The organism is Mycobacterium sp. D16Q16 (assembly GCF_002013745.1).
GTDB lineage: Bacteria > Actinomycetota > Actinomycetes > Mycobacteriales > Mycobacteriaceae > Mycobacterium.
Genome location: NZ_MAEY01000001.1, coordinates 774,674 through 789,003, shown reverse-complemented (window position 1 = coordinate 789,003; position 14,330 = coordinate 774,674). Strand labels below are relative to the sequence as shown.

The following is a 14,330-nucleotide window of genomic DNA, read 5'->3' as shown; positions in this document are numbered from 1 at the left end:
GGCCTATGTCTTCGGTTGCTGGGCACGGGCTCATTGTGTGGCAAAGAGTCGCGCTGAGTGTTCCGGATGTGGAACTGAGTATTGCGGACACGGCAATAGTGCGGCCGCTGTGTCGGGTGACTACGTGCGATCGGTCCGCCAGTGAGCAGATGTACGGAGTTGAGTGCGCCTACGCGAATCCCTTTCAAGCAAGGGCTCGCCCCTTGAAAAACTGGTTCTACGGGGGATTGATGGGTGCATCGTGGCCGGTAGTTCGCCTGAGCGGACTTGTGAGTCCACGACTCCACCTCATCGGGTCAATCGGAAGCTACGTGCTCCGGAGCGTGCGGAGCTAGTGGCGCTCTACGAATCTGGGGTGTCGATGCTGGAGTTGTCGCGGCGGTGTGGTGCGCATCGGCATACGGTCGCTCGGCATTTGGAGCGTGCGGGGATTGAGGTTCGTGCGCAGAAGAAGATGACACCGGAGCTTCTAGATCGAGCGCGGGCGCTGTATAAGGCTGGTCATACGCTGGCGGAGCTTGGTGAACTGCTTGGGTTGGAGGCCAGCACGATTGGCAAAAGCGTTGAAGCGAGCTGGAGTTAGGCTGCGTCCACCGGTTGCTGATAAGCCCAAGGGTTATCCCTGATAGGTCCTGTTGTCTGGATCTCGATGTTCGGTGACCGCAGAGCTGATCCCAGGGATTATCTGCAGAGAGCGAAATTCGGTCGTTGTCGATGGTGACCGTGCTTCAAAAGAGGGAAGATAACCCGTTCTCAATCCGCTTCCAGAATGGTTCTAATTTTGTCACGCAATGATTTTGCTTCATCCCGCGTGATCCCCATTCGCGTATGAAACTCCCATTCCTCAATCTCTTCGAGGCTTTCACGTATCCCGCCTGCCAGAATAACTAATTCTTCGCGTGTAACTCCCACTATTATTTCATCATCGGCGACAGGGCTGTGAGTTAACGAAGCTTGATGCAGAAGTCTCATTTTTAGGCCTTAAATTTGATCTTAGTGGAGATTCAGGAAGTAATCATACCCGTCAGTTGGCCGAAATGCCGTACCTCCGTCAGGGGAATTGATGTCTCGAATAACAAGTGTCCCATTCTGCCAGAATGCTGTTCTCCCATTTGTTAGCGCCTTCATCTCACCGCTTACAACAACATCTTGAATCTTGGTAGCGAATTGCTCTGGTGTCGTAATGTCGGGGAACTCTCCCTTCTGAACAACGTGCTTGTTGAAGGCGTGCCCCTTGGAGATCTGCTGGCTTATTTGCGCGGCCTCTTCGGGACCCATGTTCGAGGGACTTTGCCCAGAGGAAGGGGGCTGTGTCGGTCCAGTAGCTACCGGCCCCTCTTGGGGTGTCAGCTCGCGCCAGGGCGGTGTCGGGTCTCCAGGTTTGGCTGTGTAGTCACGGAACCTGAGAATGGAACCTGTTTGCTGGTTGTATTGAACCTCTCCACCGAGAGGACCGAAGGTGATGCCGCGCGAGGAAAGTTGTGCATCGTATGCGGCTTTGATCGACTCTAGAGGGGCACGTCCTTCCAGATAGGCCGGATACTGCGGAGAGGGAATCGGGTTGGGCCACCCCTTGTCATAGGCCGTGATAGCAGCCTGAGCTTCCTTGCTCAACCCGAAGATTTCCATGTCAGTCATGGACTTCATCTCTTGGGTAGAAGGCACCTTGGACACACGCGGCGGAACCGGCGGCTCAGGCACATCCGGTCCCACCGGATCTGCCGGGGCCTGTTTGTAGTCCACAGCGGTCGCTACGCCCTCCGGCACCTCTCCACTCTGCAAATCCACCGACTGCACATCAGCGGGCACATCAGTTGGCACCCCCGATGTGCCCATGCTGCTGGCCGTATTGACGACACCGGAGGCCTGGGACACTCCCGAGGCGACTTGCCCGGTCAGGTTGGAGACCCGCCCACCTGCCTGGGTCATCTGCTGAATTTGTTGAGCCTGTGGTTGTAGTTGCGGGTTCACGTCGGCCACAACTTGTGCTGCCTCACCGCTATTTTCAAGCCACGTGGAAGCTATCTGACTGCCTGAGTTCACCGCATCAGCAGTGTCACTGATACCGCCGGAGACGCCTTGGGCAACCGCAACAGCGTCCATTGGGTTCACCGCGCCAGACTGTGCACTAGATGCCAGCGAAGCCCCCGCCTGGGCGGCCGAGCCGAAGTTTTGCGCTGCCGACCCGGCAGACTGTCCGAGATTCACGCTGTCTGACACCGTCTTGGCGATGTCTCCCGGCAATGACTGGCCCAGCTGTGCTCCATCTTGCGTGAGTGCCTGCGTATCAGGCCCCTGCTGCTGCTGCTGCTGCTGGTCGTTGTCCTTGCGCCGGCGAGTTGAAGCTGCACCCATCAGTAGAGCGGCCAGATCGTTGTTTCCGGATTGCTTGTCGCGGTCCTGCTGATCCCGGTCCTTCTTGTCGTCTTTGGATGGGAATCTCGGCAGCTTCTGGTTGCCGTTCTGCTTCTGCTGTCCCTGCTGCAGCTGTTTGGTCAGATCATCGATGCGCTGCCGATCTTGCGTGGACTGCTGCTGTTGCTGCTGCAACTGACGCGTCAACTCGTCCAAACGCTGCTGATCAGACTGATTCGGCTGCTCCGTGTTCTGCTGGGGCGGCTGATTCTGCGACGGCTGCTGACCAGAGTTGTTCTGTGATGGTGGCTGCTGACTGCCCTGGTTGGCAGGCGGCTGCTGTTGCGGTGCACCCTGGTTGGCTTGCCCGCCTTGCGATCCCGCATTGTTGCCCGGGTTGGTTTGTCCGCCGTTGAAATCCGGATTCGGCCTGCCCGGTCCTTGGGTATACGGCGTCGCGTTCTGATAATCCGGGACCTGAGTGCCGTGCGCGGGCTGATCCCACCCTTGCTGAGGACCTTGCTGCCCGCTGGACCCGTTGGCGCCGTTGTTGCTGATCGAGGGTGCCTGAGTGTTATAGATCGATATCGAGCCATTTTGATCCAGCGGCGGCTGATTAATACCGCCCTGATAGTCCGGCATCTGCGGCCCACCCTGGCTCGGCGGCTGAAACATCTGACCACCCCCAGGCGGGCCATCACTACCGCCCGGACCACCACAATCCGGCGGACATGCCGCCCGCGCCGCCGGCACCGTCGCTGGCGTAAACCACCCCAAACCCAGACCGCTTGCCGAAAACATCAACACCGCAACAACACCAGCGGTCGCGCCAGCCTTCTGCGAGGCGTCGGTAGCCCACTTGTACAGACCGGTCAGGCCCTTCCACCAACCCAAATTCGATCCAATCGCCACCAGCAGCACCATGGCGATAGCGCCCGCGGCGGGCAGAACCTGCGGGCCGGTGATCCACACGTACAGCCGGGGCGTGATTCCTGCAGTGAGCAGCACCAAACCGAGCCCACCACCTACCAGAGCAGCGACCAGCCCGGGATGCCACAACGACTCGTCCGGGCTCTTCTGCGGCGTATTGCGGTGTGCTCCAGCATCATCGACGCCGGTCACCACCTCACGCATCAGGCTGAACAAGTACTTGCCGCCCGTGAACAGTGCGGCCCCAGCAAGAACCGCCACGAGCATCTGCCCCACACCGAGGATCAGCGACCAGCCAGCCTCGCCGGTGACCTGCTGCCACCACGCGCCGTAGCCACCCCGGTAGCTCCACCACATCCCCAGCGCCCCGGCGATGACCGCCCCCGACGCGATCACCGCCTGAACCGGCTCGGACAACCGCTCCTTAGCTACGTCGAATGCTGCCGCGATCACGGGCCGAAGACCCCACATGATCAGCTTGATCCCGCCACCGAGCGCGGTGAACAGTCCCAACAGCAGAACACTCCAGGTGATCAGCTCACCGACTTGATCACCTGCACGGTAGAGGTGGTGCAATCCAGCCACTGAAGCAACCAGAAGGATGCCACCAACCGCAACTGCAGCCAACTGGCGAGCGCGATCCTGGTTATCTGCTTGATTGGTTGCTGCAGCAGGCATTGTATGCAGTTCAGACGTAGTCACTAGCATCCCCGACGAAGTAAGAAGCAATCTATTGCAACAGAGCCTACGCCCAAACTGCGAGAACTTTGCGTCAGGAGTGGCAAACAGTCTCGGCGGGGACCAATCGCCACTGATCAGTTAGATCGAGCCATACGGCAGGCTTGTCGGTCGAGCACCACAAGGTGCGGCCAGGCCGCATCCTGACGATCTCGCTTCGCGCCGTAACATGTCTTGGCGCCCCAACAACGGTTTGCACGCGGCGACAAGTTTCAACGAGCGGGGAGCCAATGTTGTGGTTTGGAGTGGCCTTCGGATCGTCCTCGCAACTAGCGCATCACGGTTGACGAACGATGCCCGACATCGCGTACCTCTAGGCCCGAAGAACCAGCTCCAATGCGGTTCGCATTCTGTGCAGGAAATGGGGCGGGGGTGGAGCGGGCTCGCTCGCGTTCATGCTTAGTGGTGCTTGTCGAGTCTTGAGTTCGCCGTCGTAGGACTCGTCACGGCGTGTGGTCTGCCCGCGGTAGGCGCCTTCAAGGGTCTTGCTGACGTTCTGCCACACGGGTGCTGTCAACCATCGAGTAAAGCGTCGCCTGCAGCGACCACTGCGTTTTCGGCTGCGCCACAAGAAGAACCAGGCCACGCAGGGCACGAAAATTACAGGGCCTGCCATGATGAAGGAGACGGCCATGATTCTGACCCAGTTTTCTGGTTCGTCAGATTGACTCGCATTAAGTGCCAGGATGAAGACAGCTACAAACGCTATGTAGCCGATTCGGTAGATAACTGGCCAGATGGAGAGTCTGAAGCGCCGATACTTCTTGATCCTGTTGGACCAGCGGCGCCAGGTAGAACTTCCGATAACGTAGGCAATGGCCGAAGAGTATCCCCAGATCAGGGCGGTGAATAGAAGGCCTTCCCATCCCATCGGCGGCACGATGGGTGCACCTTGTTTGATGACTGCAACGGCTTCCAGCGCGGCATAGGTGTAGAGAACGGCCAAGAAGCCAAGGGCGAGAATGCCCGCTATTAACCTTGGCACCTTACGGAACCACTTCCATATCAACCGGATGGGCTCTGCGGCAGGGATATCAACTGGCGCGCCTCGGTCTTGGATATATTCGAGCCAGTTGATGATGTTCTCGCGCTGCTCGCACGCGTCGGTAAAGTCTCTCGCCCAGTCGGTCGAGTTGAGATACTGAGCCAGGGTAATCGCCAAGAAGGCCGTCAGGCCTCCAACGAAGATGGCGCCAGCTGCTGTTCCGTAGTCCTCGGGCTTGTGGAGGCTGCCGAACTGGAGAACGCAAAACAGACCAGCCCCGCCGGCGACAACCAGCGAGCACCATTCCAGCATCCGACGCCACAGGCTGCTGATTATCTGTTCACGTCGGCTGAGCCGACCGGCCGCGGCGGCAATTGCGATGTTGATCGATGCCACAAGTGCGACCAGTGCGATATTCACGCCAAGCGCTAAACCCGGCGTAACTGCACCCTTGAAGTGTCCCCATGCTTGAGCGTATTGCTCAAACGTTGACTTGCCGGTTGGGTGCGTGATGTCAAAGAGCATGCCAACAAGCAAGATGGCGAATATCCCCATGTTGAGGAAACCGAAGATCTGAAAAAGACGCGCAAAAATATCCGAACGCAACCGTTTTATGATGTCTTGGTCTTCGCGATGCTGTTCTTTCAGCTCTTGAGCCAGTTGAGGGTCGAATGCGCGCTTGACACCTAACGTGTCGTCTAATTTGTCCAGGTGGGTTCGCACCGCCAGCTCCTAACCGTTGCCCTGAGCTGCCAACGCTCAGGGGCAGAGTGGGCTCATGTTGTCAGAGACCACTGACAAGCAGGTTTCTGGTGTTCGTGTGGCGTGCCTGCATCGTCGTTGTCTAACCGGAGCCATACTCGTGTCATGAACACCGCAGATCACGCTCTAGCTGGGTTTGCATCATGGCGGCCGAGCGCAAGGTTCGCGTGTGGTCACGGTTGTGTGTCGCATGGAACATGCCGCGCGCTAGGGCCGTTTACCTAATTTGAAACAGGCCACTTTGGTGCCCTCGGCAGGATTCGAACCTGCGACACCGGCTTTAGGAGAGCCGTGCTCTATCCCCTGAGCTACGAGGGCGGGGAGCTGTGAATAGCTGACCAAACTCTAACGGGTCAGTGCTAGACATTCGTCCCTGGACCGCCGTAGCCGCCGCCACTCACCCGAACGGGCAGGTGCCGGTGGGCTGTTCTGGAACGGCGAAGCTGTCCAGCCGGTAGCTGTGGTAGAAGTCGGCCAGGCGCTCGTTACGTCGCGTCAGGGAACGCGAGACCTTGTCGTATTTGCGCTGTGCGCTACGCGAACCGTCGAGCTGGGAGCGGGCGTCGTCGATGCGAATGTTGTTGTACAGCATGGGTTCTATGAGTAACCGCTCGGGCGTAACGCGCCATACCAGCTGCAGCAGCCGCGTGTACAAAGCGAACTCCACATTGTGGTGGGGCTTGAGCCGGAACCCGATCATCTCGCGTATCTCGGGATGCATGGCCTTGGCCGAACATACCTGAATCACCCGGCCAGCTATCGGACGAATCGCCAGCCAGAGTGGCAGCAGGGCTGGGCGTATCGCGGCGGGGAGCAGCAACGTCGGCAGCGGCAGCCGCATCAATCCGGCGAATTGCTCGCGCAGAAAGCCGTTGGACTGCAACCTGTTTTCCACCATGTCGTCGTAGTACTCGACAAAGGCAGCGTATGTCTCCGGGAATTTTCCCTTGGCGCTGGGTAGTTCGAGGTCCTTGAACAGGTGGCGTTGATATTGATACGCGGCCTCCTTTTCCGCGGGAGTCATCGTGTAACCCGTGCAGTGGGGGAAGGCCTCCATCGTGGCGTTCATCGCGCTGGCCGCGATCCATATCCACAGCTCGGGATCCAGTGCGCTGTAACGAATCCCCTCGTACTCTCCAACGCCGGTGCCCCGCACATCCCGGTGCTGCTCCTTGAGCCACTGCGCGGTGTCGGCTCGCTGCTGCCGGTTGCCGGACAACAGCGACAGCGCGCTCAGTCCGCTCCGGATGCCGCGGTCGGTGAAGTTTTCACGAAACCGTCCCGTGCGGTCGACAGAAGCCGCCACTGGCATCAGGGCCACCTCATCGAACAGCACCCCGCCGAAGACGCCGACGAGGGGACTGCCCAGGTGCTTGCGGAATGCGTCCATGACACGTGGACGGACCCCGTCCGCGCGCAGGAAGGCCAGGCCGTCCTCGTGGCCATCGCCACCGGATTCGCCGTCATGTGTGGTGTCGCGCGGCAGTACATGCGTCATTGCATCCTCCGTCGGTGTTAGTAACTGAGTTGAACACTAACATTGCAACATCGGGTTGGGAAGGACTTCTGCGTGAGAGACTGAGTTGTGTCTGCAGATCCGGATCCGACCGGCGAGCGCATCCTCGAGGCCGCGCTGCAGACCATGCTCAGCTTCGGCATCCGCCGCGCCACGGTCGACGAGATCGCAAGGCGCGCCGGTGTATCGCATATGACGGTGTATCGCCGCTGGTCCAACAAGACCGAGCTGGTGCTCGCTGTCCTCATGCGCGAGGCGCAGACGATGTTTTCCGCCATAGACCGCGAAATTGCTGCCTTGGACAGTCCCGAGGACAAGCTCGTGGCGGGCTTCACCGGCATCTTTTGGTATGTGCACACCCATCCGCTGATGCAGCGGGCGGTGGAGACCGATCCTGAGTCAGTGCTGCCGGTCATCACCAGCGGGGCGGGGCCAGCCCTGGAGATGGCGACCACGTACCTGGCTGGCCATGTGACCCGTAGTGCCGGTGACCTCGTTGACGACTCCTACGGTGTCGCAGAAGTTTTTGTGCGCCTGACGCATTCCCTCATACTGGCGCCCAGTCCCCGGCGGGAGATCGCCACCAGGGAAGACGCCGAACGGTACGCCCGTCAATACATATTGCCTATCGCGCGGGCGTTGGTGCCGGAGCCGAGCAAGGCGGTCCGCTAGCGACTGGCGATATCCGCCGCGAGTGGGCGGCGTGGCCAAGTAATCTTTGTGCATTGACCATGGCGGGGACGTAACGACGAGACATTGGGGGTAGTGGATGGACGCGGATATCGGAGCGGGCTCACCGGCGGCCGAGGATTCGTCCGACGCCGCGGACACCGCGCCGCTGCCGGTCCTGAACGCGCTTCCCGGGATGTCCGAACCTGGCCCGTTCGCTCCGGAATACGAGTTTGATCAGCCTCCGTTCATTGAGCAACCGGCATTCACGGAACCGCGCCCACCTTTTGTCGAACCGGGCAATCAGTACGTGCAGTGGCCGAGCCATGAGACCTTCAGCACCGCGCCGCCTCCCACCTCGGGACCTGTCAAGCCGACAACTCCGGTCGACTTCTCGTCCTGGGAAGACAAGCCTGAAAGAAGCAAGCGGCCGTTGGTAATCGGCGGCGCGGCGTTGGCGGCCGTGGTTGTTGTTATCGGTGGTGTGGTGGCGGTGTTCGCGGGCAGCGGTGGCGATGACGCGCCCGCCGAACCGAGCGCCGCCCCAACGACAACGGTCTCCAGTAGGGATTCTGATGCGGAGACGCGCTTGCTCTCCATGATCCCGACCGGCTACGGGGTGGCGGCCTGCAAGGCCGTCGAACCCGCGAATGAGGCTGTGGCACAAGTTAAGTGCGGACGCAGTGACGATCCGGACGGGCCAGTTGAGGCGAGCTACTCACTGGTCAAGGACAAGTCCGCGCTCGCGGCAGGGTTGAGTCGTCTGACGAAACGGAACGCGGTGGTGGTATGCCCCGGCCGGATCCAGTCGCCGGGGCCATGGCGTCGCAATGCCACGCCGGATCAGGTGAGCGGCACGGTGTTCTGCGGCAGCAATCAGGGACATCCCGTGGTGGGCTGGACCGATGAGGAACGGCTTTTGCTCAGCGAGACGCGTTCGGGTGCGACCGGTCCGACTCTCGACCAGTTGTATGCCTGGTGGTCTTCGCACTCATAACAAAAACCGCCGGCCGCGCGAGGCGGCCGGCGGTCAATGCCGAAACGATTGTCTAGCCCTCGGTGGAAACGGGAGTGCCCTGACTGCCGGCCGCGCGCTGGCCGTGCGGGGTGCTCTCTGAGGCCGGAACGGCGGGAATCGCGGCCACCGGCGGGGTGACGGTCTGCGGAGCGCCTTCGGCACCAGGCGCCGCGGGAACCGGTGAGGCAGGTGCGGGCGATGCGGGAGCCGGGGAAGCAGGCACCGCGGTGCTGTTCAGCGGCGTGCCCTCGGCACCGGGTACCGGGGTGGCAGGTGTCGGACCCGGGGTCGCGGTCACCGGTGCCACCGTCGGGGTCGGAGTCGCGGCGGGCTGCTGCCCGTCCACCGGGGTCCCCTGGCTGCCGGCGGGCAGCGGGGTGCCCTGGCTGCCGGCGGGAACAGCGGCAGGCGCCGGGGAAGTGGTGGGCGCGGCGCTGGTGGCCGGTGCGGGGTTGGTGCCGTGTGACTGGCTCGAACCACCCGAACGCGGTGCCGCGGCCACGGGAGCGGCCTTCCAGGTGAGCAGATCCTCGTCACCGGAGGTGTACGTCACCGTCTCGGGGGCGGAACCGGTCACGTCGAAGTAGATCTTGCCGCTGGTCTTCTCGCCCTGCGACAGAGTCCCCGGGTTCACGCCCTGCTCGGTGGGCACGCCGTACAGCACGCGGTAGGTCTCGCCGTCCTTGGCCTTCGCGTTGAAGTTGGCGACGATCGGGATGACGCTGCCCTGGATCGCCTCGTCGGTGGCAGTGGCTTCCCACAGCGTGCCCTTGGCCTGGTAGGGCAGCTCGTCGGCGCTAACCTTGAGGTCGCTGATGGTCCAGGCCTGGACGACGTCGCCATTGGTGAGGCGACCCTGCTGGCCGAGAGTGGTATCGGCTCCGGCGGTCGGCATCAGGGCCAGGCCGGCCGCCGCTGCGGCCGCCACGGCGGCGGTGATGGGCACATTGATCTTCACGATGGGTCTCCTTGACGTCCGGAATGCTCCCCCCAGCGGGGACGGTCTGTCGTAAAAATAACAGGTCTGGGTGCACCATCGTCGCCCGAAGTACACGATTGCCATACGGTTAAGAACATGACGGTTGATTCCACCGGTCACCAGGGGGCCGCGCCGGAGCCAGACGATTGGCCACCCGACGCACGTACGTTCACCATCCGCGCGGCGGCGGACGATGCCGCTCCGAGCCTGGCTGCTGAACTGCCGATTACCGCAACAGAACTGGGCATGTTGGACGGAGATGCCAATCACCCCGTGCAGTTCTGCAGCGTGCTACTGGAACCGCCGGTCAAACACCGGTTCGATACCTCGGATGCCGCCCGGTACGAGCGTGAGTACTGCGACCGGGACGATGATGGCGAGTTCTTCATGGTGCATGTCGCGCTGCTGGGGCCGCGCCGCCCCGGGGTTTCCCTGGCACCCGGCGCCCGCGACGTCCTCGTCGATGTCGCCTACGTGGTCGATTTGTCGCTGGAAGAAGACGGAGTGCTCAACCCTGCCAAGGTGGATTGGGCGGGTGGGGCGATCGTCGATGTCGACGGAGAGGTGCCGGCCGAGCAGGTAACTCAGGGGACAGCGGACGAGCCGGCCAACGCCGAGTCCGCATCGCCGGCCGGTCCGGCGGTGGCCGTGCCCGAGCCGGGGAGCCCGGGGAGTTCGGACTGGATCCGCGAGCAGCTCGACGTTCGTATCGCGGTGCTGAGCCGTCTGGCTGGGGAAGTCGCGATCTCCGAAGTACCGGTGCCCACCGAGCTGGCCAAAGGCGAACGGCACTCCAATACCGCTCCGCAGTATGTGCTCGACGGAGCGCAATTCTGGTACCACACGCGTGACCCGAAAACGGGTTTCGTGTGGAAGACCACGACCAACCCGAACGAGCTGATCTATTGGTGCATCGACGATGTGGCCCGCGGGTTGGCGTGGCGGTGGACGCAGCAGGCGGCCACCTACAAGACGATGCCGCCCGCCACGGCGCAGCGCACGTTGTGGGCGCCCTACTGGCAGCTGCTCATGAACGCCCTCGACACCAAATGGGGTGCCATCACGGGCCGTAACATTCGCGGCCTGCTGTGAGCGATCACCAGCGGTAGTCGAGAAACTTCCCGTCGAAGGTCAGCACCACGCGGTCGCCATCCGGGTCGGGGCGGCGGGCGATATCGACTTTGAAGTTGATGGCGCTCATGATGCCGTCGCCGAATTCCTCGTGGATGGCTTCCTTGATCGCCGGGCCGTAGACGCTCAGGGCTTCGTACAGCCGGTAGATCGTCGGGTCAGAGGGCGCGCCGCCATCCAGCGTGCCGCGATACGGCTGGCGGCGCAGCGCGGTGGTGACCTGCGGCTCCAGGTCGAGAAGTCCGGCCAGCTTCGCGGCCTTTGCTTCCGGCACCGGATGCTGGCCCTGTAGCGCGGCAATAGTCCAAATCAGCGGTGAGTCAATCGCTTCCGCGATCTGCTGCCACGTCAGGTTCTTCTCGATGCGGCGGGCGGCGATCAGTTCGGCGGCTTCGTCCTTGGTCATCACGTCAGACAAACAGACGCCTACCGCATGCGCAAACTAGCGCTGCCACATGCCTTTCTGGCTATCGCGTTGGTAGTAGTTCATCGAGTTCTCCCCGCTCGCCGTCCAGAGCATGGCGACGGTGACGAGCGTTATCGCGATGAGCATGGTTGTGTCGGTCCACATGATGACCTCCTGGTATATCGATCGGTCTACCTCTGATTGCAGCACGCGAACCGGTCGGTGTACAGGGATGTGTGGCAGACGCCACACGGCGCTCTTCCGGACTACTCGGTGTCCAGGGCGCCGGCGGCCAGTGCGGCGCTATTGATCCTGGTCAGCACCGCATGTAGGTGCTCAAGTTCGGCGAGGTCGACCCCGAGGCGTTCCACCACGGCCGCGGGGACCTTGAGTGCCTCATCGCGCAGCGCGGCGCCCTGTGCGGTGAGGGTGACGTGGGTGGTGCGTTCGTCGGCAACGCTGCGCGGACGGGTGATGAGCCCTAATGTCTCGAGCCGCTTGAGCATGGGGGAGATGGTCGCCGAATCTGTTTGCAAGAGGGCGGCTATCTGCTTGACGGACAAGGCCTCCCGAGTGTCCTCGCCCCCGCTCTTGGCGTGATCCCAGAGCGCCAACATCACCAGATACTGGGGGTGTGTGATCCCGAGCGGTGCGAGTAGCGGCCGGTAGACGGCGAGTACCGCGCGATTGGTGACGGCCAGCGCGAAGCACACCTGTCGTTCCAGGGCTAGCGGATCTACATCGGGTGAGACTGCGGTCATTCTCACTATCCTAATCATTAGTTAGTGCACTAATTATTAGTCTACAATCTAGTTATGGCCGCCGACCGTCCGAATCTTCTTCAGTACATCGCCTACTGCTACGGGCGTCGTCTGCCTGACTCGATGAAGGACTGGGTCGCCCATGATCTGGCGGGCAAGGGCGCGGTGCGGCGGCACATTCTGCGGTGCGCGATTCCGCCGCTGTTCATTCTCGCGCCGTTCTGGCTGCTGCCCGCCTCGCTCTATGTCCACATGGAGATGACGGTGCCGATCTATGTCTGGGTGCTGATCATGGCGCACGCCCTCAACAAGGTGTGGCGCCGTCACCGGCTTGTGCAGCATGATCTGGATCCGGGCCTGGTCGATGTGCTCAAACGCCAGAAGGACGCGTGGATTCACGAGGACTATGCACGGCGATTCGGACCGCGTTCGGGTGACGGCTACTCCAGCAGCGGGCCGATCTAGCGGTCCGCGCTACGAAATATCTGGCTGTTCGGTGGGTTGGTCAGCGGCGCTGACTCAGTCCCAGTCGCCGTGCTTCCAGTGGCCCTTGCCCCAACCGTTGCCATGTCCGCCGCGCCAACCGCGATCCCAGCCACGGTCCCAGTTGCCGTCCGCGCATACCGTCACTCGCGGGTAGGTGTCCACCGAGCCGCAAATGTCTGGATCGGCCTTTGCCGGGGTTGCGGAGGCGATACCGCCAACGAACAAACCACTAGCAACGACTCCAATTGCCAAGGCTGAAGGCAGGATTCGTTTCATGACCCACAGCCTACTCCCAGGCAAAACTAGTTTGCAAGGGTAAGGAAAACTAGCACCGCGTTCAGCAGCGTGATGAGTGCGGCGATGATCCAGCCGAGCGTTGTCGTCACGCGATGGTTGACATCGGTGCCCATCAGCCCTCGATCGCTGGTCAGCCGGATGAGGGGTATGAGGGCGAAGGGGATGCCGAACGACAGCACCACCTGCGATACGACGAGCGCCCGGGTGGGGTCGATGCCGACTGCGAGGATCGCCAGCGCGGGTAGCAGGGTGATGAGCCGTCGCGTCACGATGGGGATGGAGCGGCGCAAGAGTCCTTGCATGATCATCGCGCCGGCATAGGCACCGACGGAGGACGAGGCGAGCCCGGATGCCAGCAGGCCGATTGCGAACAACAGAGCCACGGTGGGGCCGAGGCTGTCGCGTACAGCGGCATGGGCCCCTTCGATGGTGTCGACGCCGTCGCGACCCTGCAGATTTGTCGCCGCCACCAGTAGCATGGCCATGTTGACGGCGCCGGCGAATAGCATTGCCAGGCTCACGTCCCAGCGGGTAACGCGCAGCATCCTGCGTCGCGGCTCGCCCTCTTCCGGATTCCCGTGCCGGTCCCGGGCCAGACCGGAGTGCAGATACACCGCGTGCGGCATGACCGTGGCGCCCAGCATCGCCGTCGCGAGCATCAGGCTTTCGGCACCCTGGAAGCGTGGAATCAGTCCCGCGGCCGTCGCGGCCAGTGGTGGCGGTTCCACCACGACACTGGCGAGGAATCCAATCGCGATGATGGCCAGCAGCGCGGAGATGACGTATTCGAAAGAGCGCTGTCCGCGCCGGTCCTGTACGGCAAGCAGCACCATCGAGACGATTCCGGTGATGACACCGCCGATGAGCAGCGGCAGGTCGAACAGCAGATACAGCGCGATGGCTCCGCCCACAACCTCGGCCAAATCCGTTGCCATGGCAACCAATTCGGCCTGCAGCCAGAACGCGATCCGGGTGGGCCGTGACATGCGATCGCCGACGGCCTCCGGCAGTGACCGCCCGGTGACGAGGCCGAGCTTTGCCGAGAGGTACTGCACCAGCCCGGCCATCACGTTGGCGGTGACGATTACCCACACCAGCAGGAAGCCGTACCTGGCGCCGGCGCTGACGTTCGAAGCGACGTTTCCGGGGTCGACATAGGCGATGGCTGCGACGAAGGCGGGCCCGAGTAGCGAGAACCCGCGCACCGGTCGCGCTTGCTTTTGCCGCTCGAGCACCCACGCCTCCTGATTTCAAGTACACCGAATAGAAAAGTTAGAGTACCCGAAACTTTGGGATG

The 14,330-nt window shown here is 62.1% G+C and carries 14 protein-coding genes and 1 tRNA gene; 4 read left to right on the top strand and 11 right to left on the bottom strand.

Going from position 1 to position 14,330, the window contains the following annotated elements; genetic code table 11:
• Positions 1-753: 753 nt before the first annotated feature.
• The 5 genes from B4394_RS25020 to B4394_RS03845 form a co-directional block, all read right to left on the bottom strand.
• Positions 754-972 (bottom strand): hypothetical protein, encoded by a 219-nt coding sequence (locus B4394_RS25020; RefSeq protein WP_139359897.1) that lies wholly within the window; start codon positions 970-972, stop codon positions 754-756.
• Positions 973-993: 21 nt separating this feature from the next.
• A complete protein-coding gene (locus B4394_RS03860) occupies positions 994-3,963 on the bottom strand; it encodes a YIP1 family protein (protein ID WP_286141897.1) in 2,970 nt (989 codons plus the stop codon).
• A 373-nt stretch (positions 3,964-4,336) separates the two neighbouring features.
• Positions 4,337-5,731 (bottom strand): hypothetical protein, encoded by a 1,395-nt coding sequence (locus B4394_RS03855; protein WP_078314159.1) that lies wholly within the window; start codon positions 5,729-5,731, stop codon positions 4,337-4,339.
• 281 nt (positions 5,732-6,012) lie between these two features.
• Positions 6,013-6,088, bottom strand: a tRNA-Arg gene (locus B4394_RS03850).
• Between the two features lie 79 nt (positions 6,089-6,167).
• The gene (locus tag B4394_RS03845; protein WP_078314157.1) at positions 6,168-7,268 is read right to left on the bottom strand and encodes an oxygenase MpaB family protein; all 1,101 of its coding nucleotides are present in this window, start codon (positions 7,266-7,268) and stop codon (positions 6,168-6,170) included.
• 87 nt (positions 7,269-7,355) lie between these two features.
• Between B4394_RS03845 and B4394_RS03840 the strand changes: the two genes are divergently transcribed.
• Entirely contained in the window at positions 7,356-7,958 is a 603-nt protein-coding gene (locus B4394_RS03840) for a TetR/AcrR family transcriptional regulator (protein ID WP_078314156.1), read from the top strand.
• Positions 7,959-8,055: 97 nt separating this feature from the next.
• Complete coding sequence (locus tag B4394_RS03835) at positions 8,056-8,952, top strand: hypothetical protein (protein WP_078314154.1); 897 nt, start codon at positions 8,056-8,058, stop codon at positions 8,950-8,952.
• Positions 8,953-9,004: 52 nt separating this feature from the next.
• Here B4394_RS03835 and B4394_RS03830 read toward each other — a convergent pair whose 3' ends face one another.
• The gene (locus B4394_RS03830; protein ID WP_078314153.1) at positions 9,005-9,931 is read right to left on the bottom strand and encodes an MPT63 family protein; all 927 of its coding nucleotides are present in this window, start codon (positions 9,929-9,931) and stop codon (positions 9,005-9,007) included.
• 117 nt (positions 9,932-10,048) lie between these two features.
• Between B4394_RS03830 and B4394_RS03825 the strand changes: the two genes are divergently transcribed.
• On the top strand, positions 10,049-11,044 hold the full coding sequence (locus tag B4394_RS03825; protein ID WP_078314152.1) for an immunity 63 family protein: 996 nt from the start codon (positions 10,049-10,051) through the stop codon (positions 11,042-11,044).
• Between the two features lie 4 nt (positions 11,045-11,048).
• Here the strand turns inward: B4394_RS03825 and cynS are convergent, their stop codons facing one another.
• The 3 genes from cynS to B4394_RS03815 all read right to left on the bottom strand — a co-directional run bounded on the left by cynS (position 11,049) and on the right by B4394_RS03815 (position 12,250).
• Positions 11,049-11,489, bottom strand: a complete 441-nt coding sequence (gene cynS / locus B4394_RS03820; protein ID WP_078314151.1) for a cyanase — start codon at positions 11,487-11,489, stop codon at positions 11,049-11,051.
• A gap of 36 nt (positions 11,490-11,525) precedes the next feature.
• Positions 11,526-11,654, bottom strand: a complete 129-nt coding sequence (locus B4394_RS25640) for a hypothetical protein (protein ID WP_286141885.1) — start codon at positions 11,652-11,654, stop codon at positions 11,526-11,528.
• Positions 11,655-11,755: 101 nt separating this feature from the next.
• Complete coding sequence (locus tag B4394_RS03815) at positions 11,756-12,250, bottom strand: MarR family winged helix-turn-helix transcriptional regulator (protein ID WP_078310429.1); 495 nt, start codon at positions 12,248-12,250, stop codon at positions 11,756-11,758.
• Positions 12,251-12,304: 54 nt separating this feature from the next.
• Between B4394_RS03815 and B4394_RS03810 the strand changes: the two genes are divergently transcribed.
• Positions 12,305-12,715: a DUF5313 domain-containing protein gene (locus tag B4394_RS03810; protein ID WP_078310425.1), complete on the top strand. Its 411-nt coding sequence runs from the start codon at positions 12,305-12,307 to the stop codon at positions 12,713-12,715.
• A gap of 54 nt (positions 12,716-12,769) precedes the next feature.
• Here the strand turns inward: B4394_RS03810 and B4394_RS03805 are convergent, their stop codons facing one another.
• Both B4394_RS03805 and B4394_RS03800 read right to left on the bottom strand, forming a co-directional pair.
• Positions 12,770-12,961, bottom strand: a complete 192-nt coding sequence (locus B4394_RS03805; RefSeq protein ID WP_078310421.1) for a hypothetical protein — start codon at positions 12,959-12,961, stop codon at positions 12,770-12,772.
• 77 nt (positions 12,962-13,038) lie between these two features.
• On the bottom strand, positions 13,039-14,268 hold the full coding sequence (locus B4394_RS03800) for an Nramp family divalent metal transporter (RefSeq protein WP_078314150.1): 1,230 nt from the start codon (positions 14,266-14,268) through the stop codon (positions 13,039-13,041).
• Positions 14,269-14,330: the final 62 nt, after the last annotated feature.